This is a genomic window from Bradyrhizobium sp. U87765 SZCCT0048 (assembly GCF_018131225.1).
In the GTDB taxonomy this organism is placed as follows: domain Bacteria; phylum Pseudomonadota; class Alphaproteobacteria; order Rhizobiales; family Xanthobacteraceae; genus Bradyrhizobium_A.
The window spans coordinates 39,754-64,286 of the sequence record NZ_JAFCMM010000006.1; the positions used below are offsets into that span (position 1 = coordinate 39,754).

The following is a 24,533-nucleotide window of genomic DNA, read 5'->3' on the forward strand; positions in this document are numbered from 1 at the left end:
CCGTGTCATGACACCTTCGGTCACGAATGCGCGAGGTGCCGCGCGTCACGCGTCGGTCAGGTTGCGTGTCACGCTTCCTGGGCGATGCCGTTGCGCAGCAGGCCGATGCGGTCGATCTCGACCTCGACGACGTCGCCGGGCTTCATCCACAGCGGCGGGGTGCGCTTGGCGCCGACGCCGCCCGGCGTGCCGGTGACGATGACGTCGCCCGGTTCAAGACGGGTGAACGACGAGCAGTATTCGATCTGGCGCGGGATATCGAAGATCATCTGGCCGAGCGTTGCATCCTGCACCACCTCGCCGTTGAGCCGCGTCTGCAGCCGCAGTCCGGCGAGATCGCCCGCTTCGTCCGGCGTCACCAGCCACGGGCCGAACGCGCCGGTGCGCGGGAAGTTCTTGCCCGGCGTGAACTGATGGGTGTGGCGCTGGAAGTCGCGCACGCTGCCTTCGTTGTAGCAGGCATAGCCGGCGATGTGGCCCCACGCCTCGGAGCGGGAGATGTATCGCCCCGCCTTGCCGATGACGAGCGCGAGTTCGCCTTCGAAGTCGAGGTCGGTCGACACCCGCGGCCGGACGATGTCGGTGAGGTGTCCGGTCTGGCTGTTGGCGAAACGGCCGAATACGGTGGGGTTCTCGACCTCGGAGCGTCCCGTCTCCTTGCGATGGGTTTCGTAGTTGAGGCCGATGCACAGGATCTTGTCCGGATTGGGAATGACCGGCAGCCAGCCGATCGCGGCGAGCGGGATACGCGTCGCGCCGGCCGCGGCCGCCGCGGCGTCGGGGAGTGCGCCGGCGGCAATGGCGGACTTGAGATCGGAAAAGCGGTCGCGCAACCGCGCGCCGACATCGATGGCATTATCGCCCTCGATCAGGCCCCAGCTTGCGGCGCCGTTGTGGGTGAAGCTTGCGAATTTCATCGGAGGTCCTCGGTGGTGTGGATGATGCTGATGAACGCGGCGGCCGTCATGACGTCGCCGGCACAGTGGTGGCTGTGGCCGCGGGCCGGACGGTCCGGGCAAAGCGCGCGATGGTGCGCTCGGGGAAGATCAGCGCGAAGGCCGACACCGCGCCGATCAGCAGGATGCCAGCGGTGAAGGTCATGGCGTGGGCATAGCCGCGCGTGACGTCGGCGCCGGCCTCGCCGACGATCCAGCCGGTGAGGGCGTTGGAGACCAGCGCCGAGACCGCGTTGCCCGAATAGATCACCACGATCAGCTTGCCGCGCTGCGCCGCTGGCGCCACCGCGCCGAGCGCGACCGGCCCGAAGATCGTGGTCAGGCTGGGGGCGGCGAAGGCGAGCGCGATGCAGGCGAGCTGCAGCGGACCGGTGGTGACCAGTGTGAGCAGCAGCGCGATGCCGGCGACCAGCAGCGCCAGACCGGACGCGTTGCCGAGACAGGTGCGCAGGCTGAAGCCGCTGCGCTGCATCAGTTGCGTCACCCACGAGCCGCCGAGCAGCAGCGGCGACTGGAACAGATAGATGCCGAAGATGATCCAGCCGACCGCGACCGGCTGGTAGCCGAGGCCGAGCTGCAGGTAGGGCGGCAGCCAGGTCGCCGACATGCCGACGATCCAGTACGACATCGTCGACATGATGATGACACCGATCACCGTGGGATCGCCCCACAGCATTGCCGTCGGCACGGTGGCGCCCGCCTGCGCCGTGTCCTGGCCGGGCGCCGTGGCGGCATAGGGCCCTTCACCGCCGATGAACAGCCAGCCGAGCATCCAGGCGAGGCCGAGCAGGCCGCAGACCAGGAAGCCGGTGCGCCAGCCGTAGTTGACGATGATGTAGGTGAGGAACGGGCCGCCGGCGAGCAGGCCGACGCTGATGCCCTGCAGCACCACCGCGCTCGGCACGCTGCGCTTGTCGGCGGCGAACCAGTTGTAGCAGGCGTGCAGCGCCGTCGGCAGGCCCGGACCTTCGCCGGCGCCGAGCAGGATGCGGCACACCACCAGCACCGCGACCGAGCTCGAGAAGAAGATCGGCAACTGCGTCGCCGACCAGATGCCGGCGAGAATGATCAGGATCCACTTGGTGGGCACGCGGCCGATCACGAACAGCCCGACCGCCATGCCCGACAGCGAGAACAGCAGGAAGAAGCTGCTGCCGATCAGGCCGAACTGCTGCGGCGTCAGCCCCAGCTCCTTCATCATCGGCACCGCCGAGAGACCGAACACCAGCTTATCGAAAAAGTTCAGCGTCTGGAACAGGAACAGCATGATGAGGACTGCGAAGGCGCGCACGCCGCCCGCGGAGGTGGCCGGGTTCGATGGTGTCATGGTCGTTCTCCCTGAAACGTGCTTGTTGTTTTTTCGTTGAACGCAGTCACTGCAGCCGTGTCGTCAGCTCGGTCATCAGCGCGGCGAGGGCGGGCGCGTCGCCTGCGACGCCGAATACGTAGTGATCGGGCCGCACGATCGCGGCCGCGCAGCCATGCCGGTCGAACCAGGTGGCGATCACGCCGTCCGTCTCGGTCAGCGCGCTGTCGTCGCTGCCGCCGATGCGAATGACGCGCAGGCCCGCCGCGCCGGCCCGATCGTCGGGCGCGGGCGATGCGAGGCGCGCGTTGCGGCCATCCAGCACGAGGCGCCATCCCGCCCCGCTGACCGCGTCGAGCAATTGCCGGCCGGCGGGCGTCCGGATCCAGGGCTGCGGAAACAGCGTCCCGTTGGCGGCGTGGGCGGCGCCGGCGAGCAGGCCGTGGGTGAGCGGCGGCACGATATCCTGCCGCGTGATGGTGCGTGGCACGCCGCCACCCTCGGCGAGGATGCGGGCGTCGCGCGCTTCGGCGGCGACGGGATCGCGCTCGCAGATCACATGGCCGATGGCCTTGATGCGGCCGGTGAGCTCGCGGACATGGGCGCCGCGTTCCTCGCCATATGTGTCGAGCAACGCCGCGGACGACTGGCCGCGCAGCACGCGGTCGAGCTTCCACACGAGGTTGGCGACGTCGCGAATGCCCTGGCACATGCCCTGGCCGATAAACGGTGGCTGCTGGTGCGCGGCGTCTCCCGCCAGCAGCACGCGGCCGCGCCGCCAGTCGGTCGCGACGAGGGCGTGGAAGCGATAGCTCGCGGCGCGCCACAGCGTGGCATGCGCGGGCGTCAGCCACTTCGCCAGCAATTGCCACACCCGGTCCGGCTGTTCCATCGCGCGCGGATCCTCGCCGGGCATCAGCATGATCTCGAAACGGCGGTGACGGCCGGGGCCGATGATGAAGGTGGTGGGACGGGCCGGATCGCAGAACTGCGCCGCGGTTTCCGGCAGCCGGTCGAGCGCGGCGTCCTCCACCTGCAGGTCGACCACCAGCCATGGCTCGTCGAACACCAGATCGTCGAAGGCGATGCCGAGCTGCTGGCGCACGCCGCTGGAGGCGCCGTCGCAGGCGATGACATAGTCGGCGGTGACGGTGCGGATCGTGCCGCCGTCGTCGCGCAGATGCAGCATGACGCCGTCGCCGGTGTCCGTGAAGCCGACGAGCTCGGTGCCGAGTTCGACGCTGACGCCGGGATAGGCCTGCGCATGGGCGCGCAGCGCCGCTTCCACCGGCGGCTGGGTGAACACCATGCTCGGCGTGTAGCCGAGCGGGTAGGGCTCGGCCACCATGTCGATGCGCCGGATCAGCTGGCCTCTGGCGCCGAAATGCTGGGACGCCGGAAACGGCGCAATGTAGGGGCGCACCTTGTCGGCGGCGCCGAGATTGTCCAGCAGCCGAAGGATCTCGTGGTCGATCGCGATCGCGCGGGGCTTGTCGTAGACGCCGCGCTGGCGATCGATGGTCAGCGTGCGCAGGCCGCGGTCGCCGAGCAGGCTGGTCGCCACCGCGCCCGACGGGCCGAAGCCCACGACCACGACCTGGAAGTCATTCGCAACGGTGTTCGGCATGGATCTCGTTCGACGGGCGTGTGGATGTTCAATCGGCGTAGGGCACGGCGACCTGCGCCGCCTTGACGTGATCGGCTTTTGGCGGCGCGATGCCCCATTGATCGGTGCGGCCCGGCGGCCAGACCCACTGGTCGGGGCGGCGCACCATATAGCTGTCGTCGACCTGCAGCACTTCGGCGGTGTATTCGATGACGAAGCCGATCGGATCGATGAAGTAGGAGAACACGTTGTCGCCGGGGCCGTGGCGCCCCACGCCCCACGCGATGGGAAAGCCGGCGTCGATCATGCGGCCCGAGCCGCGCATCACGGCTTCGAGGCTCGGCATCAGGAAAGCGACGTGGTTCAGTCCGTTGACTCTGGCCTCGGCGATGACCACGGCATGATGATCGCTGTTGCAGCGGACGAAACCCATCAGCTTCGAGCGGTCGCTGAGCTGGAAGCCGAGCGCCTGTTCGTAGAACGCCACCGAGGCGTCGACGTCGGTGCTGTTGAGATTGACATGGGCGAGCCGTTCCGGGCGGTCGCTGCCGCCCGGCTTCGGCGCATGCGTGCGATCGCCGTGGACGAAGCGCAGCACGCCGCCTTCCGGTCCGCGCGCGGTCATGACGGTGCCGCCGTCCGGCGCGCCGTTGGCGGCCGCCGGCGCGACGATCGTGCCGCCATGGGCGGTGATGCTGGCCGCGATGGTCGCAAAGGTGTCCGCCGAGGCGACGCGGAACGTTACCGCGCGCAGTTCGGGCCGTGTGCTCGCATGTAGCGCCACCACATGGTGATCGCTGCCGTCGGCGCGCAGGTAGACGACGCCGTTGTCACGAGCGACGACCTCGAGGCCCCATACCGCCACATAGAACTGTTCGGAGCGCGCCAGATCCGGCGTACCGAGATCGACGCTGCGCAGGGCGATGACCGGAAAGCGGGACATCAGGCAGCCTTGCTGTGATGGGCGCTGACGCGCGGGGCTTGGACATGGGCCATGGCGGTTGCCGTCTCCTGATTTCCTCGTTGGCCGGTGCGGGCCTTGCCGCCCCTGCACGGGCGGTCGTTGGCGTGATGGCGGTCCCCATCCCGGGCTGCTCGTCCTCTATATTACACAAAACGTCGATCACAAGAATAATTTATAAATTTTTGCCGGAGCGGCGAATAAGTATATAAAGGCGTGGATTCGTGGGTGGGCGGCCGGTGCGCGCCCGGGAGGCAAGGCGATGGACGCCGCGGCGGTTGAAGGGGCTGGAGGACCGTCGACGCAGGCCAGCCACGTCTATGACCGGCTGCGTGACGACCTGCTGTCCGGAAAGCTGGCGCCATCGCGCAAGCTGCAGATGCGTTTCCTGATGGAGACCTATCAGACCGGGCAGACGCCGCTGCGCGAGGCGCTCAACCGTCTGACGGCCGACGGCCTCGTCGAGGTGCGCGAGCAGCGCGGCTTCTACGTCCGCGACATCAGCCGCGGCGAGCTCGCCGAACTGACCAAGACGCGCTGCTGGGTAGAGAGCCTGGCGCTACGCGAATCCATGGCGGCGACGACGCCGCACTGGGAGGAGCAACTGCTGGTGGCGCAGCATCGCCTGAGCCGGACGCCGCGATCGCTCAATGCCACGGAGTTCGAGGACAATCCGGAGTGGGAGCGGCTACACCGCACTTTCCATCATACGCTGATCGGCAATTGCGGTTCGCAGTCGCTGATCGCGTTCTGCAACCAGCTCGCCGACCAGCTCTACCGCTATCGCCGGCTGTCGATCCGCAAGGCGTTTCCCTCGCGCCATGTCGGCGACGAGCATCTCGCCATCGCCAATGCGGTGATGAGCGGCAACGCCGACGAGGCCGTGAACCTCCTGACCGCGCATTACCAGCGCACCGCGGACGTCATCCTGCAGGATGAGGCGATCTTCCCGGACCTGCGCCGAACGCAGTGAGCTGCACGCTGCGCCGCGGCGGTGATCCCGCGCCGTGTCGCGAAAGCGGCAGCGCGATGCCAAATTTTGAGCTTGTTCACCTCGCGCGATGATTGAATGCTTGGGGGGCGGGTTTCGATCCCGTTGCTCCCGATGTGTTCCGACGCGAGGTGCCTCCATGTCCAGGCTGACCCGTTTCTCCGTCCAGCCGCTGCACACCATGACCCGCCGCCTCGCCGATGTCGCGTCCGGGCGCGCTGCGCCGGATCTTGTCATTACCGGCGCGCGGGTGCTGTCGACCTATTCGGAGCGTATGATCGAGAACCGCGAGATCTGGATCAGCGGCGGGCGCATCGCCGCGGTCAAGCCGGCGGGCAGCCACAAGGCGAATGGCGGCGGCGCGACGGTTCGCGATGTCGCTGGCGGCATCATCGCGCCGGGCCTCGTCGACCCGCATCTCCACATCGAATCATCCATGGTCACGGCCTGCGCCTATGCCGAGGCGGCGCTGCTCAACGGCACCACCACGATCTTCTGCGACAGCCACGAGATCGGCAATGTCATGGACGTCGCCGGCGTCGAGGCGATGCTGGAGGATGCGCGGCAGGCGCCGCTGTCGATCTTCCTGACGGTACCGAGCACCGTGCCGGCGACCTCGGCGGCGCTGGAGACGGCCGGCGGCGATCTCACCGCCGACAAGATCGCCGGCCTGTTTGACCGCTGGCCCGAGGCGGTGGCGCTCGGCGAGAAGATGGATTTCGTGCCGGTCACCATGGGTGACGAGCGCAGCCATGCCATTCTCGCGGCGGCGCTGTCGCGGGGACGGCCGGTGTCGGGCCATGTCTATGGCCGCGAGTTCGTCGCGGCCTATGCCGCGAGCGGCGTCACCGACACCCATGAGGCGATCGATCGCGACATCGCCGATGACCTGCTCGAAGCCGGCGTCTGGCTGTTCCTGCGCGGCGGGCCGCCGACCACGCCGTGGCACAGCCTGCCGCAGGCGATCCGCACCATCACCGAGCTCGGCGCCTCCCACAAGCGCGTCGCCGTGTGCACCGACGATCGCGACGCCGACGACCTCCTGCAGTTCGGCCTGGACTGGGTGGTGCGCGAGGCGGTGAAGGCCGGGATGTCGCCGGAGCAGGCGTGGGCGATGGGCTCGCTGCATGGCGCGACGCGTTTCAATGCCGAGAGCGAGATCGGCGGCCTCGGCGGCGGCCGGCGCGCCGACCTCGTGCTGATGGACGATGATCTCAGGCCGCGCTCCACCTGGTATGGCGGCGAGTTGGTGGTCGACGACGGCAGGATCACCCCGCTGCTCGATGCCGCGCTGTCGCAGCGCTACCAGTACCCCCGGGCGGCCTACGCCACGGTGAAGCTGCCGCAACATGTGCGCCTGACGCCGGAGCTGCCGGCGGGCGCGTGCACCGTCAACGCCATCCGCACCGCGCTGCCCGGCATCACGCTGGTGCACGACAAGGTCGCGATCACGCCGGCACGCGACTGGCAGGAGCTGTTCGATCGCCATGGCCTGTGCTTCGTCACGGTGGTGGAGCGCCACGGCAAGTCCGCGGGCAACGTCGCCCATGGCCTCCTGAAGGACTTCGGCCTGACGCGCGGCGCGGTCGCCTCCAGTGTCGGTCACGACAGCCACAACATCATCATCGCCGGCACCAACGAGGCCGACATGCAGGTGGCGCTGGCTGCGATCAAGGAGCAGCAAGGCGGCGTCTGTGTCGTCGCCGGGGGCGCGGTGAAAGCGCTGGTGCCGCTGCCGATCGCCGGCCTTCTCTCGGACAAGCGCATCACGGAGGTTGCGGAGCAAGTGAAGCAGCTCAAGGTCGAATGGCGCGCGGCCGGCTGCACCATTCCCTATATGGGCTTCAACCTCATCCCGCTGTCGGTGATCCCCGAGATCCGCATCACCGACAAGGGCCTCGTGCTGGTGCCGCAGATGACCCAGGTGCCGCTGTTCGAGTAAGGAGGCCATCGTCGGTGAAAATCGCCTCGCCGTGCTGATGTCATCCGTCACCCTGAGGTGCATAGCCCCGGCTTCAGTCGGGGCGTTCTTTTGAAGTCACAAGTCGGGCAAGCCCGACTTGTGTGCGAAAGCATGGCCCTCGAAGGGCGACGGCCCGAGCAGCAACTCCGTGGCCGTGCATCCTTCGAGGCTCGCTACGCTCGCACCTCGGGATGACGGAATAAAGCGCAGCGGACCGATTGCGGTTCTGCGTAGGTCCATCAAGCTCCTGCGCAGGGCGTGTGGTCTGTGATCACACCACGTGTCATCGCCAGCTTCCGCTTTTTCATCGCTCCACCGCTCTAACAGCTTGATCCGCCACCGATTTCAAAATCCCTTCCACGACGCGGGAAACGCCGACGTCGCGATTGAGAAGCGCTGTGCCGCGGCGCAATGCTCTGTCCATCGAACAACAGACAACGTCGGTGAGGACAAGCCATGGCCCGGATGCGAGCGGTCGATGCAGCAGTGCGCGTGCTGGAGAAGGAAGGCATTTCGTGCGCGTTCGGCGTGCCGGGTGCCGCGATCAATCCGCTGTATTCGGCGATGAAGGCGCGCGGCAGCATCCGCCACGTGCTGGCGCGCCATGTCGAGGGCGCCTCCCACATGGCCGAGGGCTACACCCGCGCCGTCGCCGGCAACATCGGCGTGTGCATCGGCACGTCGGGCCCCGCCGGCACCGACATGATCACCGGGCTTTATTCTGCCTCGGCGGATTCCATTCCGATCCTGTGCATCACCGGCCAGGCGCCGCGCGCAAAACTCTACAAGGAAGACTTCCAGGCCGTCGACATCGAGGCGATCGCCAAGCCCGTGACCAAGTGGGCGGTGACGGTGCGCGAGCCGGCGCTGGTGCCGATGGTGCTGCAGCAGGCGTTCCACCTGATGCGCTCGGGCCGGCCGGGCCCGGTGCTGGTCGATCTGCCGATCGACGTGCAACTCGCCGAGATCGAGTTCGACGAGGACACCTATGCGCCGCTGCCGGTCTACAAGCCGCGCGCGACCCGCAAGCAGATCGAGAAGGCGCTGGACATGCTCAACGCGGCGGAGCGGCCGCTGATCGTCGCCGGCGGCGGCATCATCAATGCGGACGCGGCCGAGGAACTGGTCGAGTTCGCCGAGCTCACCGGCATTCCGGTGATCCCGACGCTGATGGGCTGGGGCGCGATCCCCGACGACCATCCGCTGATGGCCGGCATGTGCGGCCTGCAGACCAGCCACCGCTATGGCAACGCCACGATGCTGGCGTCCGATTTCGTCATCGGCATCGGCAACCGCTGGGCCAACCGCCACACCGGCTCGGTGGAGACCTACACCAAGGGCCGCAAGTTCATCCACATCGACATCGAGCCGACCCAGATCGGCCGGGTGTTCGGCCCGGACTTCGGCATCGTCTCCGATGCGCTCGCCGCCCTCGACCTGCTGATCGAGGTGGCGCGCGAGCGCAAGGCGGCGGGCAAGCTCAGGGATCGCGGCATCTGGGCGCGCGAGTGCGCCGCGCGCAAGGCGAGCATGCCGCGCAAGACCCATTACGATCAGGTGCCGCTCAAGCCGCAGCGCGTCTATGAGGAGATGAACGCCGCGTTCGGCCGCGATGTCTGCTATGTCACCGCGATCGGCCTGTCGCAGATCGCCGGCGGCCAGCTGCTCAACGTCTATCATCCCCGGCACTGGATCAATTGCGGCCAGGCCGGTCCGCTGGGATGGACGCTGCCGGCCGCGCTCGGCGTGCGCGCCGCATGTCCGGACAAGACCATCGTCGCGCTGTCCGGCGACTACGACTTCCAGTTCCTGATCGAGGAGCTCGCGGTCGGCGCCCAGCACAAGCTGCCGTATCTCCACGTGGTGGTGAACAACTCCTATCTCGGCCTCATCCGCCAGGCGCAGCGCGGCTTCAACATGGACTTCGAGGTGTCGCTGGCGTTCGAGAACGTCAACACCGACACCGGCGGATATGGCGTCGACCATGTCGCCGTCGCCGAAGGTCTCGGCTGCAAGGCGGTACGGGTGCGCAGCCCCAACGAGTTCAAGGACGCGTTCGCGCGTGCCGAAGCCTTGATGCGCGAGCACCAGGTGCCGGTGGTGATCGAGTTCATCCTCGAGCGCGTCACCAACATTCCGATGGGCGTGGAGATCGACGCCATCAACGAGTTCGAGGAAGCCCCGCTCAGCGAACGCGTGCTCACGCCGGCGGAGTAGGGGGCGGCAGCCTGTCCCGAACCCTCGTCATGCGTGGTCGCGTGACGTGATCCGTCATCCTGAGGTGCGAGCGTTAGCGAGCCTCGAAGGACGACGGCCCGGGCTGTCGCCCTTCGAGGGTCGTGCTGCGCACGACCTCCTCAGGGTGACGATCTGATGTTTTCGCTTGAAGAAAAGGACAACCGCCGTGCCGAAATTCGCTGCTAATCTCACCATGCTGTTCAACGAGCTGCCGTTCGTCGAACGCTTCGCCGCCGCGAAGGCCGCCGGCTTTTCCGGCGTCGAGTATTTGTTTCCCTACGACTTCGACAAGGCCGAACTGGCCGGGCAGCTGAAGCAGCACGGCCTGACGCAGGTGCTGCACAACCTGCCCGCCGGCAACTGGGCTGGGGATGAACGCGGCATCGCGGTGCTTCCCGATCGCATGCAGGAATTCCGCGACGGCGTCGGCCGCGCCATCGACTATGCCCGGGCGCTCGACTGCCGCCAGCTCAATTGCCTGGTCGGCATCCTGCCGGCCGGCGCGAATGCCGCGACCGCCCATGACACGCTGGTGGAGAACCTGCGCTTTGCCGCCGCCGCGCTGGCGAAGGAAAAGATCCGCCTGCTGGTCGAGCCGATCAACACCCGCGACATTCCCGGCTTCTTCCTCAGCCGCACCGACCAGGCGGTGAAGCTGATCGGCGATGTCGGCTCGGACAACCTGTTCATCCAGTACGACATCTACCACATGCAGATCATGGAAGGGGATCTGGCGCCGACGTTGAAGCGCCATCTCGACCGCATAGCCCATGTGCAACTGGCCGACAATCCCGGCCGCAACGAACCGGGCACCGGCGAGATCAACTATCCGTTCCTGTTCAGGTATCTCGACGACATCGGCTACCGCGGCTGGGTCGGCTGCGAATACAAGCCGAAGACCACCACGGCCGAGGGCCTTGGATGGTTCGCGCAACTGGCGGCGGCGTGACCAGGACCGCGCCGCGTCGGGCGCACGCCCCTGACGTCGAGGCGCGGCGCACGCATCCGCCGCAAGGCACCGGCCTGTTGCTCCGCATGAAGCGCAAGGGCCGGCTCAGACATCCGATCAAACAACCCAAGGGAAGACACACCATGAGCAATCTCGGATTCATCGGCCTCGGCATCATGGGGCGCCCGATGGCGGGCCACCTGCTGGCGGCCGGCCATCGTCTCGCCGTGCACGACGTCAATCCGGTGCCGGGCAACCTGCTGGAAGCCGGCGCGGTCGCCTGCAAGTCGGCGAAGGACGTCGCCGAGCAGTCCGACATCGTGTTCATCATGGTACCGGACACCCCGCATGTGAAGGCGGTGCTGTTCGATGCCGGCGGCGTCGCCGAGGGGCTGTCGCCGGGCAAGATCGTGGTCGACATGAGCTCGATCGCGCCGCTCGCCACCAAGGAGTTCGCCAAGGCCATCAACGAGCGCGGCGTCGACTATCTCGACGCGCCGGTGTCCGGCGGCGAGGTCGGTGCCAAGGCGGCGTCGCTCACCATCATGGTCGGCGGCCCGGAGCGCGCGTTCGAGCGCGTCAAGCCGCTGTTCGACAAGCTCGGCAAGAACGTCACCCGGGTCGGCGGCAATGGCGATGGCCAGACCACCAAGGTCGCCAACCAGATCATCGTCGCGCTGACCATCGAGGCGGTGGGCGAAGCCCTGCTTTTCGCCTCCAAGGCCGGCGCGGATCCGGCGCTGGTGCGCCAGGCGCTGATGGGCGGCTTTGCATCGTCGCGCATCCTCGAGGTCCATGGCGAGCGCATGATCAAGCGCAACTTCGAGCCGGGCTTCCGCATCGAGCTGCACCAGAAGGACCTCAACCTTGCGCTGGACGGCGCCCGCGCCCTCGGCATCGCGCTGCCGTCGACCGCAATCGCCCAGCAGCTCTTCAACGCCTGCGCCGCCCAGGGCGGCAAGGCGTGGGACCACTCGGCGATGGTCAAGGCGCTGGAGCTCGCCGCCGCGCACGACATCGCCTGAGGGGGCGGGGCGCTACGCGGTATGAGGCCTGCGCCTCCATCGATCGGTGAAGGTCAATCCGTCACCCTGAGGTGGCCGCGCTCTGCGCGGCCCTCGAAGGGCGACGGCCCGAGCCTTCCAAGCTGGCCACCGGGCCGTTCATCCTTCGAGGCTCGCGGAGCCTGTCATCGGGCCGCGCTTGCGCGCGGACCCGTTGGCTCGCACCCCAGGATGACGGGATGGATGCTGCTCAGGATGACGGAATGGATGCTGCTGGCTGTAGCTACATTCTCCGTTCTGGCCGGGCGCAACTTCTCTCCTCATGGTGAGGAGGCGCGTCAGCGCCGTCTCGAACCATGAGGCCGCAAGCCTCGGCCTCATCCTTCGAGACGCCCACTGTACGGGCTCCTCAGGATGAGGGGAGGGGCCAGCATCGCGAGCGGAGGAGGTGACGCACGGCGTCGCCCCATTCGCCGTCATGGCCGCGCAGCTCGATCTGTCCTGGAGGGATCGCCAGGACGAGGGTCTCCCGGCCATCCACGTCTTTTGTGCCGGACTGCCCTGAAGACGTGGATGCCCGGGACGAGCCCGGGCATGACGAGGAAGGGAAGCGAGGTCACGCCGACGCACGCGCCGGCGATCCACATCTGCTGCTATCCGCATCACACACAGAGGCCTCCCCATGCGCCGCTCCCGCAATGCCAAGATCATCGCCACCCTCGGTCCGTCGAGCTCGTCGCCGGAAATGATCCGTGCGCTGTTCGAGACGGGGGTCGACATGTTCCGCCTCAACTTCAGCCATGGCAGCCACGACGATCATCGCGAGCGCTTTCGCATCATCCGCGAGGTCGAGCGCGAGGTCGGCCGTCCCGTCGGCATCCTGATGGACCTGCAGGGGCCGAAGCTGCGTGTCGGCAAGTTCGCCAATGGCCCGGTCGAGCTGGTGCGCGACGCGCGCTTTCGCCTCGATCTCGATCCGGTCGCCGGCGATGCCAGCCGTGTGGCGCTGCCCCATCCCGAGATTTTTGCCGCGCTCGCCGCCGGCACGCCGCTGCTGCTCGACGATGGCAAGATCCGTCTTTCGGTCGAGAGCTGCGGGCCGGATTTCGCCGAGACGCGGGTGGTGGTCGGCGGACGCCTGTCCGAGCACAAGGGCATCAATGTGCCCAGCGTCATCCTGCCGATGTCGCCGTTCACCGCGCGCGACCGCCGCGACCTTGCCTTCGGCCTCGACATGGGCGCCGACTGGGTGGCGCTGTCGTTCGTGCAGCGGCCGGAGGACATCGACGAGGCGCGTGCGCTGATCGGCGACCGCGCGCTGGTGATGGCGAAAATGGAAAAGCCCGCGGCGATCCACAACCTCGATGCCATCGTCGCCCGCGCCGACGGCATCATGGTGGCGCGCGGCGATCTCGGCGTCGAGATGCCGCCGGAGCAGGTGCCGGTGATGCAGCGGCGCATCGTGCGCGCCTGCCATCGCGAGGGCAAGCCGGTGGTGGTGGCGACCCAGATGCTGGAATCGATGACCAGCGCGCCGGTGCCGACGCGGGCGGAGGCGTCCGATGTCGCCACCGCTGTCTACGAGGGGGCTGACGCGGTGATGCTGTCGGCGGAATCCGCCAGCGGGCAATACCCGCGCGAGGCGGTGGCGATGATGGAGTCCATCATCAGGGGCGTCGAAGCCGATCCGCACTACCGCACCCTGGCGGATGCCCAGCACGAGGAGGCGCGTACCACCCATGCCGACGCGATCTGCCGGGCGCTGCGCCACGTCGCGCGCCAGATCTCGGCCAAGGCGACCGTCACCTACACGTCATCCGGCTTCACCAGCATCCGCGCCGCGCGCGAGCGCCCGGTTGCGCCGATCCTGTCGATCACGCCGTCGGTCGCGACCGCCCGGCGGCTGGCGCCGGTGTGGGGCGTGCATTCGGTGGTGATCGCCCATGAGATCGAAAGCGAGGCGGCGATGACCCAGGTCGCCTGCGAGACCGCACTCGCCGAGCGTTTTGCCGCGCCCGGCGACAGCATCGTCGTCACCGCCGGCATTCCCTTCGGCGTCGCCGGCACCACCAACCTGCTGCGCATCGTCGCGCTGCCGCAGCCGGCGGTGTGAACTCAGCAGCGAGCTATGCGGCCTGAAGCGCACAGCCTCTCCTCGCCCCCCTGAGGTGGCCCCGCGTAGCGGGGCCCTCGAAGGGCCACGGCCCAGGCGGCTGCTCGGTGGCCGTTCATCCTTCGAGGCTCGCTCCGCTCGCACCTCAGGATGACGGAGGAAGTTCCGCGGCTCTGTCTCGACGTTGTCGCGTAGCATGGATGAGCGAGGCGATATCCGGGGTAATCGCGGGCCGCTGGAGTGTCCGCAAAACTCCAAGCTAAATGTTTGCGTTCGCACCGATCCCATCATTGTGAAGGGACTCGCGCGCCTTCTGCGCGTCGTCGCGCCGCCGTAGCCGGCGGCCAGCCGTGCGGCAGGATCGTCATGAACGGCCAGTTCAGCGCTCGTATCACGGCGGTGACGGCGGGGCAGGTGCAGCCGATCCATCGCGTGCAGCCGCGCCTGTCGCGTGTCACTTCGGCCAGGGCACGGGGACGATGGCGCCGCGGCCGCGATGGCTGATGTCAGGATGGTGGATGCCGCGACGATGCGGATCGGCTGCGTCGCCGGATTTGCGCGGCACCGATTGTCAGGGATGCACCGGATGGCGTAGCCTCGCCGCGAGTTTCGTTCTCGCCGGATTGCGACGCATGCCCACTCCCCGAAGCCGCTGGCAGGCTTTTGAAATCCCCCATTTCGCTGTCTACCTGCTGCTGACGGCGAATCTCCTGGCCTATGGTCTGTGCCTCTCGAGGTCGGGCACCGGGACTATGACGGCCGAGGTGCTGTATCGCAGCGGCGCGATCTATATCGGCGCGCTCGACCACCATGAATACTGGCGCCTGCTGGTGGCCGGCTTCCTGCACGTCAATCCGCTGCATCTCGGCACCAACATGCTCTGCCTCGTGCTGTGGGGCGGCCTGCTGGAAAAGCGCATCGGCTCGCTCTACTTCCTGATTGTCTATGTCGCGGCGGTGGTCTGCGGCAACGTCGTCAGCATCGCGACGCACGGCGCGCCATTCCTCACCGTCGGCGCGTCCGGCGGCGTCGCCGGCATTCTCGGGGCGCTGCTGTGCCTGAGGGTCCTCGGCAAGGTCGACCTCGCGCCCAATTTCTTTGTCATCAATATCGGCCTCAACGTCGTGCTGACCCTCGCGACGTCGGCGATCGACTGGCGGGTGCATCTCGGCGGCTTCGCCGCGGGGCTGATCGCTTGCGCACTCCTCGATGGCGCGGAGCGTGTCGGCGGGCGTGTGCTGCGTTGCAGGTTCCCCGAGGCGATCAAGGCCAACATCGTGCTGATCGTCGCGGCGGTGCTGCTGGTCGCCGGAGCGGCGCTGCCCCGGCCGGATGCCTGGATGGCGCTGGTCGCGGGTCTCGCCGCCGGTGCGGTGGTGGTCGCGCTGGTCGATCGCCTGCTGCCGCTCCGCAAGGGCCTTGCCATGGCCGTCGTCGTGATGGCGGTCATGAACATGATGCTGGCTGTGGTCGCGGGCATGGTGCTGGCCCCGGCATGGACGGCGAGTTGCGTCGCCTATGCCCGCGGCGTCACGACACCGATCGATCCGCTGCTCGGCCTCGGCTGCGGCAACGGCGAGATCATGCTCGCCGCAGCCGCCGCGGGCGTGCTGCTGCTGTCGCTTCTGGTGCACGGGCCGGAGCTGTCGCGCGGCCTGCGCGATGTCGGTTTCGCCGGTGCGTCGTTTCGGGCCGAACGCAAGCGGCGCATGGGATTGTAATGGGATTGTAAGCCCGCACCTTCGGCGCACCGTCGATCAGTTCCCCGCGCACGCCGAAAATTTTCATCTGCACAGGCGCAATCGATTGGCCTTCGTGCCGGAACCATGGTTCCGGACCGGGGTTACCGTGGCGATTTCATTCCACGGAGACCATGAATGTCGATCGGTACTATTATTCTGATCATCCTGATCATCGCGCTGCTTGGCGGCTTCAGCGGCCTCGGCGGCGGCCCGTTCTACGGCACCGGCTACTATGGCGGTGGCGGCCTCGGGCTGGTCATCGTCATCCTGCTGATCCTCGTGCTGCTCGGCCGCATCTAGGCGCAGATTCAATGGCTGCTTGTGACCGGGAGGAGTTCTCGCGAGGCGGGAGCCCCTCTCGGTGGCGGCACTCAAGTGACAAACAGATCGATCGTTTCGACGCGTCGCCATCTGCCGTCCATCTTCCTGTAGATGGCGACATATCCAACCGCTTGTACGGGCAGGTTTTTGACGCCTCCGGGTGATCGGACCCACTCCTGAAGGTGGTGGGAGACAATCAGAGCCGCCAGTGTGTAGTCGTTGCTAAAGACTGGAAACGTGTAGCCGGAGTGTTTGATCTCCAGACGGTCCCCGTTGCCGGCTTCAAATTTTCTTCGCCGATCTTGGTCCAGCAATTTTTGTTTTTCCCCGCTGCATACATACTCTTCGCGGTCAGCAATATCGACAATCCTGCTGAGACTGCCTCCAGAGACTGCCGGTACGAGCTCCGCGCGCACTGTCGAACCAAAATAATGACGGGCAATAGGCTCAGGAATTGGAGAGCTTTGCCATGCTGGCTGGAGTTCGCAGCGTTGCAAAGGGATTTCGTCTGCAATCACCGTCTGGAAGAGGAGCCTTGCCTCTGCGGTGACGCTGCTGTCGTCATCAGCCTTTGCGGCTCCAAAGCAGATGGCCAGGCCCAAAAGCCAGACACTCCCTTTCCACTTCGCCATCGGTCGCCTCCTGTCAGGACGAAATAGCCCGAACCGCATTGGGCCCGGTCAGCGATGTTCGCGAAACGCCGCGGCCAGCGTGCGCAGCGCGCCGCGCGAGCGCGCATCGGTCAGGCGCGCATGCAGCACGATGGTCGACGGCGGCAGGGCCGGCAGGCCAAGACGCTCGCCGACCTCGACGCTGCCGGCGGGCGCGACCCGCTGCGCCAGCGCGGCGACCGCAAGGCCGGCCGACACCGCGGCGGTAACCGCGGTGGTGCCGCCGCCCATGAACACGTCCATCCAGGCGATCCCCGCGGCATCGAGCGCGCGGCCGGCGATGTTGCGCACGCCGCAGGACGGCGCCAGCGAGGCGAGGCGGAGCGCTTCGCCGTCGCGGCGCATGAACGACGGCGCGGCGAACCAGCCGACGCGCTCGCGTCCCAGCACCTCGCCGTCGCGGCGGTCGTCCTCGCAACGCACGATCGCCGCATCCAGCGTGCCGCCATCGAACGCATCGAGCAGGGCGCGCGAGGCGCCGATCTCCACGGTGATCAGCAGCGCCGGATCGTAGGCGTGCAGTCGCGCCAGCAGCAGTGGCAGCTCGGGTCCGGCGACATGGTCGCTGATGCCGAGCGTCAGGGTTTGCGGCCGCGACGACAGGTCGGCGACCGCGCGCTCGTGCGCGGCGATGAAGTCGCGGGCGCTGTCGAGGAAGGCGGCGCCGCGCGCCGACAGCCGCACCGAGCGCGGCGTGCGCTCGATCAGCTTGTGGCCGAGCCGCTCCTCCAGCCGCTTGAGCTTGACGCTGACGGCGGCCTGCGAGGTGCCGAGAGCGTCGGCGGCGCGGGTGAAGCTCTGCAGATCGGCGACCAGCACGAACGCCTGCACGGCGTCGACATCGAGGGTGGTCATGTTAGATGCCGTATCGTTATTTCTAATATATCCAATCATATCATTATAATATGATCAAGCCGGCACTAGCTTGCCTCCGACGGCGCCATCGGGAGAGCAGGCATGAGCAGTCAAACGGACGAGATCACCGTCGCGGCCACGGGGAGCCGCAGCGACGCCGGGGCCGGCGACCCCAGACGCTGGCTGGCGCTGCCGGTGCTGCTCACCGGCGCCTTCCTGCCGATCCTCGATTTCAACGTCGTCAATCTGGCGCTGCCGGCGATCCGGCAGGGGCTGCATGCCAGCGCCGGCGACCTGCAATTCGTCATCTCCGCCTATGCCGCGACCTATGCGGTGTTCCTGATCACCGGCGGGCGGCTCGGCGACTGGCTGGGACGGCGGCCAATGTTCGTCACCGGCGTCGCCGGCTTCACGCTGGCCTCGGTGCTGTGCGGCTTCGCCTGGTCGCCGCAGGTGCTGATCGTCGGGCGCATCCTGCAGGGGCTGACGGCGACCATCATGGCGCCGCAGGTGCTGGCCTCGATCCGCGTGCTGTTTCCCGCCGCCGAGCAGGGCCGGGCGCTGGCGTTCTACAGCGCGACCTTCGGCCTTGCCAACATCGTCGGCCAGATTCTCGGCGGCGTGCTGGTGTCGTCGCAGCCGTTCGGCTGGACCTGGCAGGCGATCTTCCTCGTCAACGTGCCGATCGGCCTCGTCGCCTTCGTCGGGGGCCTCACCGTGCTCGGCGACTCCCGCGCGCCGCAGGCGCAGCGGCTCGACCTCGGCGGCGTGGTGCTGCTGTCATTGACGCTGGCGCTGCTGGTCTATCCGCTGATCGAAGGGCGCGAGAGCGGCTGGCCGGTGTGGATCGTCGCCATGCTGATCGCCTGTCCGGCGATGCTCGCGGTCTTCATCGCCTTCGAGCGGCGGCTGGCCGCGCGCGGCGGCGCGCCGCTGGTGGAGCTGTCGCTGTTCGCCAACGGCAGTTTTGTGCTCGGCGTGCTGATGGCGCTGGCGCTCTATCTGCTGGCGTCTTTCTATCTCACCTTCGCGGTCTATCTGCAGAGCGGCCGTCAGCTGACGCCGCTGGCGGCGGGCGTTGCGATGCTGCCCTATGCCGGCGGCTACTTCGTCGCCTCGCTGGCGTCGGCGGTGGTGATGCAGCGCCTGCGCGCCCGCACGCTGACGCTCGGCTTCGCCCTGCAGGTGCTCGGCTTCGGTAGCGTTGCGCTGACGGTCGCGGGGTTTGTTGCGGTGCCGCTGTCCGCGGGGCTCGCCTGCGCCGGCATCGGCTTCGGTCTCGTGATGCCCTCGGTGATCAAGGTGGTGATCGGCGGCGTCGATCCCCGCCATGCGGGCCTTGCGTCGGGCATCGCGATCTCGACCTTCCAGATCGCCTCCGCGCTCGGCGTCGCCGTCATCGGCGGTGTGTTCTACACCGTGCTCGGCGATGGCCGCGATCTCGCGGCTTATGCCCATGCCTTCGCCGTCGCGCTCGGCTGCAACGTCGTGCTGCTGGCGCTCGGCGCGCTGCTGTCGCTGGGGTTGTGGGACGAGGCCTGACCGCGATGCTGTGATCACAACCCGGCCCATCGACATCGGCGATCGACCGCCCTAGGTTCGCCGCCCACACGGCCGCGCCGCCGTCGGCCGACACCGGGAGGATGTCCTTGCGCTTCGTCATGCGTTCGAAGATTCACAATGCCACCGTTACCGAGGCGAACCTCGCCTATGTCGGCTCGATCACCATCGACAAGGATCTGCTCGAGCGCACCGGCCTGTGGGCCGGCGAGCGCGTGCTGGTGGTGTCGAACACGTCCGGCGCGCGGCTCGAGACCTATGTGATCGAGGGCGAGCGCCATTCCGGCGCGATCTGCATGAACGGCGCCGCCGCCCATCTCATCGGCGCCGGCGAAGAGATCATCATCATGGGCTTCGAACTGGTCGAGCAGCCGATCACGCCGCAGGTCATCCTGGTCGACGGCCACAACCGCTTCGTTCGCGATCTCGCCGAAGCGCCGCTGACGGTCGTGGCATAATCCAGTCGCGGTCTCACGCCTGCGAGGCATCGAGCGCGCCGGCGTCGCGATGGTCGGTACCGATCTGCGGCTGACGCAGGCACAGCAGCACGACGAGTGCGGCTGCGACAGTCACCGCCGCCAGCACCCACAGCAGCGTCTGGAATGCTCCCGCATAGCTCGCGACCAGCAGCGGTCGCACCGCTGATGGCAGCAACTCCGCGGCATGGGTGAGATCGCCGGTCGCAAGGCGCGCCGCGGCGGCCGTGATGGTCGGCGCGGGAATGGTGTCGGGCAGCGCCGCGTGCAGCCGGCCGCCGGACAGCGCCGCCAGCACCGCGCCGGCGATGGCGAGTGCGATGCCTTCGCCGGCGACGCGGATGGTGTTGAAAATGCCGGTCGCCATGCCGGCCCGCTCGGTCGGCACCACGCTGAGGGCGAGGCCGTCCATCAGTCCCCACGGCAGGCCGGCGCCGCAGCCGATCAGCAGCAGCGGGCCGATCACGGGCAGCACGGGGCCGCCGGGATCGACGGCGCCGAGCCAGACCAGCCCTGCCGCGGCGACCACAAGACCTGCGGCGGAGACGATGCCCGCCGGCACGACCCGCGTCAGCGTCGCCGCCAGCGACGGCACCACCAGCATCGGCGCCGACAGCGCCACCATCAGCCAGCCGGCATCGATCTCGCGAAACCCCTCGACACCGATCAGGCGCAGCGGCAGCAGCACCAGCAGCACGATGTAGCAGGCACAGGTCGCGACCGGCAGCATCTGCACGCCGACGAAGCGCGGATAGCGGAACAGCGACAGGTCGAGCATCGGCCGCGCCACGCGGCGCGCGGCGGCGATGAACACGACCAGCAAGGCCAGCGTGCCGACGAACAGGCTGACCACCAGCGGATCGCCCCAGCCACGGCTCGGGGCTGCGATCAGGCCGAAGGTGAACAGGCTGAGCATGGCGGTGAAGCTCAGCGTGCCGGCCCAGTCGAGGCCCCGGGCGGCGGGATCGCGGCTGTCGCGCATCCGCCGCGCGCCGAAGGCGAGCGCAGCGAGGCCGACCACGGCGGTGGCGGCGAACACCGCGCGCCAGCCGAAAGCCGCGATCAACGCACCGGCGAGCAGCGGGCCGAACGCAAGGCCGAGGCCGAAGGTGGTGCCCAGCAGGCTGAAGGCGCGGGTGCGCGCGTGGCCCTCGACATCCTGGGCGAGCGCCGCGGTGCCGCCCGCAAGAGTCGCCGCGGCGGCGAGGCCCTGGGCCGCGCGCAGCATGTCGACCATCACGATGGACGAAGCGCAGGCGAGCAGCAGCGAGATCACGGTGAAGGCGGCGATCCCGGCGACAAAGGCGCGCTTGCGGCCGAAGGCATCGGCGAGGGTGCCAGCGGCCATCAGGGTGCCGCCGAAGGTCAGCATGAAGGCGTTGGTGATCCAGGTCAGCGCCGCGGGGCTGCCGCCGAGGTCGCGGCCGATCGCGGGCGTGGCGACGGCGCCACCGGAAAAGCTCATCGGCAGCACGATCGCGGCGAGGCAGACGGCGGCGAGCACGGCGGCGTGGCCGCCACGGGACGGAGATGAGGGAGCGGAGGGCGTCATGGCTATCCTTGGAGTGTCCTTGAGCATTGGGCGCGAGGACCAGCCAGGGAACTAAGCCAGACGAGCGGGTTGATAAACGCGCTCTAACTCCATTGATTGCGGAGTAAAACTCTCTAATTTGCCGGCCATGGACAGTCTGAGCGGGATCATCGCCTTCGTGCGGGCAGCCGAGACCCTGAGTTTCGTGGCGGCCGGCCGGGCGCTCGGCATCTCTGCCTCGGCGGTCGGCAAGAGCATCGCCAAGCTCGAGAGCGATGTCGGCGTGCGCTTGTTCCACCGCAGCACCCGCCGCGTCAGCCTCACCGACGAGGGCACACTCTTCTATGAGCGTTGCCGTAAGGTGCTCGACGACCTGCAGGAGGCCGAGGCGATGCTGGCGCAGTCCGCCGCGACGCCGCGCGGCCGGCTGCGGGTCAGCCTGCCGACCATCGGCTATCGCTTCCTGATGCCGCTGCTGCCGGCGTTCAGCGCGCGCTATCCCGACATCGAACTCGACCTCGATTTCGAGGACCGCCTTGTCGATGTCATCGAAGATGGTTTCGACGTCGTGGTGCGCAGCGGCGACCTGCCGGACTCGGCCCTGATGTCGCGGCGGCTGTCGTCGTTCCGTTTCGTGCTGTGCGCCTCGCCCGGCTATCTGGCGGAGCACGGCAAGCCGCGCACGCCGGCCGACCTCGCCGGCCATCGCTGCCTGCGCTTTCGCTTTCCCTCCACCGGCAAGCTGCAGGACTGGCTGCTGAAGGCGCGCGCCGGCCAGGAACTGCGGCTGCCGACGGCGCTCGTCTGCAACAACATCGAGGCGCTGCGCGCCGCCGCCGTCAGCGGCTATGGCATTGCCCATATGCCGGACTTCCTCGCGCGCGACGCCATCGCCCGCGGGGAGCTGGTCACCATGCTGGATGCCCACCTGATCAATCCCGGCCAGTTCTGGGCGCTGTGGCCGGCGAGCCGTCACCTGTCGCCCAAGCGGCGCGTGTTCGTCGACTACCTCGGCGCGCGGCTGTTCGCGCCCGCACCCTGAAAGCGACGCGCCAGCATGCGACAGCGCACCGCAGCGGTGGTCGCGGCAGACCCGCGCGGCTGATTCTCCGGCATGTCGCGCACCGCCGGCGATGCCCAAAATGCCTTGGATGACAGGGTTTGCGGCGTTCCCGGCCGCCCCGAATCGCTGAAAAGGCGTTTTTTTCGGGTTTTTTGGCCAACAAAAGCTGTGCAGAGCGCGTTGGGACTATGTTTCAAGGCAGATTCCGCCATATGGTGGCGATGTCCGAATCATTTTTCCCTAGGAGACACTATGGCCGCTCAACTGACGAAGTCGCAGCTCATCGAGCAGATCTCGACCCAGACCGAACTCGCCAAGAAGGACGTCAAGGGCGTTCTCGAGGTCCTCACCACGGTCGGCTACAAGGAGCTGAAGAAGAACGGCGTGTTCGTTGTTCCGGGCTTCGCCAAGTTCGTTGTCGTCAAGAAGCCGGCGACCAAGGCGCGCAAGGGCACCAACCCGTTCACCGGCGAGCCGATGACCTTCAAGGCCAAGCCGGCCCGCAAGATCATCCGTGCGCGTCCGGTCAAGGCCGCCAAGGAAGCGGTGTAAGCCGTTATCCGCTCCGCATTCGCGGACGACGAAAAGGCCCCCGTTCCGGGGGCCTTTTTGTTTGCCGAAGCGCCAGCCGCGCCTCTCAGGCGTCCCACGTCACCGGCAGGTTGAGCAGGCCGCGGAACGCCCAGCCGCCAATGCGTACGGGTTCGCGGTCGACGAGGCGCAGGTTTTTCAGCCGCGCGAACACGGTCGGCAACGCGACATCGGCGACCATGGCGCGCGAAGCGAAGGCGCCGGCGCAGAAGTGCGGCCCGGCGCCGAAGGCGATGCTCTTGCCGGCGTCGCGGCGCACGTCGAAGGCCTCGCCATTGTCGAAATGGCGCTCGTCGCGGTTGGCCGAGCCGAACATGAAGAACACCCGGTCGTCCGGGGCGAATTCGACCTCGCGGATCCGCCAGGGCTTCGCCACCCGCCGCGGCGACATGCCGATCGGCGAGATCCAGCGCGCATACTCCTCGAAGGTCTGCAGCCACGACACTTCGCCCGCCTGCGCCAGCGCCAGCTGGTCGGGATGGGTCAGCAGCGCCCACACCGTGCCGGCGACGGCGTCGCGCGGCTCGTTCTGGCCGCCGCTGATCGCAAGCTTGATGTTGGCGCGCACGCTGTCCATCGGCATGCCGGCGGCGAGACTGACGCCGAGCAGGCTGAGGTCCGGCGCCGCCTGCAGCGCCGGCAGGCGTTCGTCGATCGCCGCGTCGATGCCGGCGGTGGCGGCGTGGCAGCGCGCCTCGACGGCGGGATCGCCGGTGTAGTTGGCGATGCCGTCGATCATCGCCTGCGACCACGCGTTCATGTCCTGGAAGCGCATGTTGACGAGGCCGGTGATCGACTTCAGGCACTCGGCCGAGAACGGCAGCGCGAAATCGCGCACGAAGTCGATGTCCTGCCGCGGATCGAGGGCATCGATGATGCGATCGGCATGGCCCTGGAACTGGGCGGTCCAGTGCGCCTTCACCGTCTTCGGCGACACCGCCGGGAAGACCATCTTGCGCTCGGCGAGGTGTGCCTCGCCGTCCTTGCGCATCATGTTGTGGCCCATCAGCCTGTTCATCAGCCCGTCGGGCTGGTGCGAACTGAACACGTCGATCTGTTTCTCGGACACGAAGATGTCGTCGCGATGGGTGAACACCGTGCTGCCGAGCTGCGGAATGAACGCGATCGGCGCCTCCGCCCGCAGCCGCTTCAGCGTCGGGTAGGGATCGGCCCAGAACGCGGGAACGTCGATGTCGAAGCGCGGTGCGGTGCTCACGGAGGCCCTCTCGGTATGGTCCCCGACGATAGGCCGCGGCGGCGCGGGCGTCTGTCCCCTGCCGTTGGGACAGGGGGGCTGGCGATCTGATCTTCCGGCGAACAAGGTTGCCCCTCATGGTGAGGAGGCGCTTTAGCGCCGTCTCGAACCAAGAGGCCGAGGCGCTTCACCGCGGGGCCTCATCCTTCGAGACGCAGGCTGCGCCTGCTCCTCAGGATGAGGGGAAAGGTTTAGCGTGATCAACCTCGCAGGACCGACTGTTGTCTCATTCTGCGTCATCACCGGGCCGGCGCGCAGCGCCGTGACCGGGTGATCCAGCTTGATGGTGTGACGTAGGCCGAAAGAAAGCTGGATGCGCGGGTGACCTTAGTCCTGGCGATCCGTCGAAGACGGATCGCGCTGCCCGCGCATGACGCCGAG

Annotated in this window: 20 protein-coding genes; 12 read left to right on the forward strand and 8 right to left on the reverse strand. The window is 67.8% G+C overall.

All coding sequences use genetic code 11. The features are described 5' to 3' along the window. Positions 1-68: 68 nt before the first annotated feature. The 4 genes from JQ639_RS30360 to JQ639_RS30375 are packed head-to-tail and all read right to left on the reverse strand — an operon-like array spanning position 69 to position 4,811. Entirely contained in the window at positions 69-917 is an 849-nt protein-coding gene (locus tag JQ639_RS30360) for a fumarylacetoacetate hydrolase family protein (protein ID WP_211963374.1), read from the reverse strand. Between the two features lie 46 nt (positions 918-963). Next, positions 964-2,283, reverse strand: coding sequence for an MFS transporter (locus JQ639_RS30365; protein ID WP_211963378.1), 1,320 nt, complete (start codon positions 2,281-2,283; stop codon positions 964-966). A gap of 46 nt (positions 2,284-2,329) precedes the next feature. Further along, the gene (mhpA, locus tag JQ639_RS30370; RefSeq protein ID WP_211963380.1) at positions 2,330-3,889 is read right to left on the reverse strand and encodes a bifunctional 3-(3-hydroxy-phenyl)propionate/3-hydroxycinnamic acid hydroxylase MhpA; all 1,560 of its coding nucleotides are present in this window, start codon (positions 3,887-3,889) and stop codon (positions 2,330-2,332) included. A 28-nt stretch (positions 3,890-3,917) separates the two neighbouring features. Then, positions 3,918-4,811 carry a VOC family protein gene (locus JQ639_RS30375; protein ID WP_211963381.1) on the reverse strand — a complete coding sequence of 298 codons (894 nt, stop codon included), beginning with the start codon at positions 4,809-4,811 and terminating at the stop codon, positions 3,918-3,920. A gap of 280 nt (positions 4,812-5,091) precedes the next feature. Here JQ639_RS30375 and JQ639_RS30380 point away from each other — a divergent pair, with 280 nt between their 5' ends. The 8 genes from JQ639_RS30380 to JQ639_RS30415 all read left to right on the forward strand — a co-directional run bounded on the left by JQ639_RS30380 (position 5,092) and on the right by JQ639_RS30415 (position 16,129). Next, the gene (locus JQ639_RS30380; protein ID WP_211963382.1) at positions 5,092-5,802 is read left to right on the forward strand and encodes a GntR family transcriptional regulator; all 711 of its coding nucleotides are present in this window, start codon (positions 5,092-5,094) and stop codon (positions 5,800-5,802) included. A gap of 157 nt (positions 5,803-5,959) precedes the next feature. Continuing rightward, the gene (locus JQ639_RS30385; RefSeq protein ID WP_211963383.1) at positions 5,960-7,762 is read left to right on the forward strand and encodes an adenine deaminase; all 1,803 of its coding nucleotides are present in this window, start codon (positions 5,960-5,962) and stop codon (positions 7,760-7,762) included. 477 nt (positions 7,763-8,239) lie between these two features. Further along, positions 8,240-10,000, forward strand: coding sequence for a glyoxylate carboligase (gcl, locus tag JQ639_RS30390; RefSeq protein ID WP_211963384.1), 1,761 nt, complete (start codon positions 8,240-8,242; stop codon positions 9,998-10,000). Between the two features lie 187 nt (positions 10,001-10,187). After that, positions 10,188-10,970, forward strand: coding sequence for a hydroxypyruvate isomerase (gene hyi, locus JQ639_RS30395; RefSeq protein ID WP_211963385.1), 783 nt, complete (start codon positions 10,188-10,190; stop codon positions 10,968-10,970). An 86-nt stretch (positions 10,971-11,056) separates the two neighbouring features. Further along, complete coding sequence (locus tag JQ639_RS30400; RefSeq protein ID WP_211964998.1) at positions 11,057-11,995, forward strand: 2-hydroxy-3-oxopropionate reductase; 939 nt, start codon at positions 11,057-11,059, stop codon at positions 11,993-11,995. 661 nt (positions 11,996-12,656) lie between these two features. After that, positions 12,657-14,087 carry a pyruvate kinase gene (gene pyk, locus JQ639_RS30405; protein ID WP_211963386.1) on the forward strand — a complete coding sequence of 477 codons (1,431 nt, stop codon included), beginning with the start codon at positions 12,657-12,659 and terminating at the stop codon, positions 14,085-14,087. A 632-nt stretch (positions 14,088-14,719) separates the two neighbouring features. Further along, positions 14,720-15,808 (forward strand): rhomboid family intramembrane serine protease, encoded by a 1,089-nt coding sequence (locus JQ639_RS30410; protein ID WP_211963387.1) that lies wholly within the window; start codon positions 14,720-14,722, stop codon positions 15,806-15,808. 156 nt (positions 15,809-15,964) lie between these two features. Beyond that, positions 15,965-16,129: a DUF3309 family protein gene (locus JQ639_RS30415; protein ID WP_211963388.1), complete on the forward strand. Its 165-nt coding sequence runs from the start codon at positions 15,965-15,967 to the stop codon at positions 16,127-16,129. A gap of 71 nt (positions 16,130-16,200) precedes the next feature. On the opposite strand, the gene JQ639_RS30420 is transcribed toward JQ639_RS30415, so the two are convergent. After that, positions 16,201-16,782, reverse strand: a complete 582-nt coding sequence (locus JQ639_RS30420) for a hypothetical protein (protein WP_211963389.1) — start codon at positions 16,780-16,782, stop codon at positions 16,201-16,203. A gap of 48 nt (positions 16,783-16,830) precedes the next feature. Further along, positions 16,831-17,676 carry a LysR family transcriptional regulator gene (locus JQ639_RS30425; RefSeq protein WP_211963390.1) on the reverse strand — a complete coding sequence of 282 codons (846 nt, stop codon included), beginning with the start codon at positions 17,674-17,676 and terminating at the stop codon, positions 16,831-16,833. Positions 17,677-17,778: 102 nt separating this feature from the next. On the opposite strand from JQ639_RS30425, the gene JQ639_RS30430 reads away from it, so the two are divergent. Together JQ639_RS30430 and panD are read left to right on the forward strand one after the other, a co-directional pair. Beyond that, positions 17,779-19,218 carry an MFS transporter gene (locus JQ639_RS30430; RefSeq protein ID WP_211963391.1) on the forward strand — a complete coding sequence of 480 codons (1,440 nt, stop codon included), beginning with the start codon at positions 17,779-17,781 and terminating at the stop codon, positions 19,216-19,218. 107 nt (positions 19,219-19,325) lie between these two features. Beyond that, entirely contained in the window at positions 19,326-19,694 is a 369-nt protein-coding gene (gene panD / locus JQ639_RS30435) for an aspartate 1-decarboxylase (protein WP_249122859.1), read from the forward strand. 13 nt (positions 19,695-19,707) lie between these two features. Here panD and JQ639_RS30440 read toward each other — a convergent pair whose 3' ends face one another. Next, the gene (locus tag JQ639_RS30440; protein ID WP_211963393.1) at positions 19,708-21,264 is read right to left on the reverse strand and encodes an MFS transporter; all 1,557 of its coding nucleotides are present in this window, start codon (positions 21,262-21,264) and stop codon (positions 19,708-19,710) included. A gap of 127 nt (positions 21,265-21,391) precedes the next feature. Between JQ639_RS30440 and JQ639_RS30445 the strand changes: the two genes are divergently transcribed. After that, on the forward strand, positions 21,392-22,285 hold the full coding sequence (locus tag JQ639_RS30445) for a LysR family transcriptional regulator (RefSeq protein WP_211963395.1): 894 nt from the start codon (positions 21,392-21,394) through the stop codon (positions 22,283-22,285). 273 nt (positions 22,286-22,558) lie between these two features. Beyond that, positions 22,559-22,858, forward strand: coding sequence for an HU family DNA-binding protein (locus JQ639_RS30450; protein ID WP_211963397.1), 300 nt, complete (start codon positions 22,559-22,561; stop codon positions 22,856-22,858). Between the two features lie 85 nt (positions 22,859-22,943). On the opposite strand, the gene JQ639_RS30455 is transcribed toward JQ639_RS30450, so the two are convergent. Next, entirely contained in the window at positions 22,944-24,113 is a 1,170-nt protein-coding gene (locus tag JQ639_RS30455) for a cytochrome P450 (protein ID WP_211963399.1), read from the reverse strand. Positions 24,114-24,533 lie beyond the last annotated feature (420 nt).

Excerpts from the sequence above, each read along its gene's own strand:
- JQ639_RS30360 (WP_211963374.1), bottom strand. The coding sequence starts at position 917 with ATGAAATTCGCAAGCTTCACCCACAACGGCGCCGCAAGCTGGGGCCTG.
- JQ639_RS30365 (WP_211963378.1), bottom strand. The coding sequence starts at position 2,283 with ATGACACCATCGAACCCGGCCACCTCCGCGGGCGGCGTGCGCGCCTTC.
- mhpA (WP_211963380.1), bottom strand. The coding sequence starts at position 3,889 with ATGCCGAACACCGTTGCGAATGACTTCCAGGTCGTGGTCGTGGGCTTC.
- JQ639_RS30375 (WP_211963381.1), bottom strand. The coding sequence starts at position 4,811 with ATGTCCCGCTTTCCGGTCATCGCCCTGCGCAGCGTCGATCTCGGTACG.
- JQ639_RS30380 (WP_211963382.1), top strand. The coding sequence starts at position 5,092 with ATGGACGCCGCGGCGGTTGAAGGGGCTGGAGGACCGTCGACGCAGGCC.
- JQ639_RS30385 (WP_211963383.1), top strand. The coding sequence starts at position 5,960 with ATGTCCAGGCTGACCCGTTTCTCCGTCCAGCCGCTGCACACCATGACC.
- gcl (WP_211963384.1), top strand. The coding sequence starts at position 8,240 with ATGGCCCGGATGCGAGCGGTCGATGCAGCAGTGCGCGTGCTGGAGAAG.
- JQ639_RS30400 (WP_211964998.1), top strand. The coding sequence starts at position 11,057 with ATGAAGCGCAAGGGCCGGCTCAGACATCCGATCAAACAACCCAAGGGA.
- pyk (WP_211963386.1), top strand. The coding sequence starts at position 12,657 with ATGCGCCGCTCCCGCAATGCCAAGATCATCGCCACCCTCGGTCCGTCG.
- JQ639_RS30410 (WP_211963387.1), top strand. The coding sequence starts at position 14,720 with ATGCCCACTCCCCGAAGCCGCTGGCAGGCTTTTGAAATCCCCCATTTC.
- JQ639_RS30415 (WP_211963388.1), top strand. The coding sequence starts at position 15,965 with ATGTCGATCGGTACTATTATTCTGATCATCCTGATCATCGCGCTGCTT.
- JQ639_RS30420 (WP_211963389.1), bottom strand. The coding sequence starts at position 16,782 with ATGGCGAAGTGGAAAGGGAGTGTCTGGCTTTTGGGCCTGGCCATCTGC.
- JQ639_RS30425 (WP_211963390.1), bottom strand. The coding sequence starts at position 17,676 with ATGACCACCCTCGATGTCGACGCCGTGCAGGCGTTCGTGCTGGTCGCC.
- JQ639_RS30430 (WP_211963391.1), top strand. The coding sequence starts at position 17,779 with ATGAGCAGTCAAACGGACGAGATCACCGTCGCGGCCACGGGGAGCCGC.
- JQ639_RS30440 (WP_211963393.1), bottom strand. The coding sequence starts at position 21,264 with ATGACGCCCTCCGCTCCCTCATCTCCGTCCCGTGGCGGCCACGCCGCC.
- JQ639_RS30445 (WP_211963395.1), top strand. The coding sequence starts at position 21,392 with ATGGACAGTCTGAGCGGGATCATCGCCTTCGTGCGGGCAGCCGAGACC.
- JQ639_RS30450 (WP_211963397.1), top strand. The coding sequence starts at position 22,559 with ATGGCCGCTCAACTGACGAAGTCGCAGCTCATCGAGCAGATCTCGACC.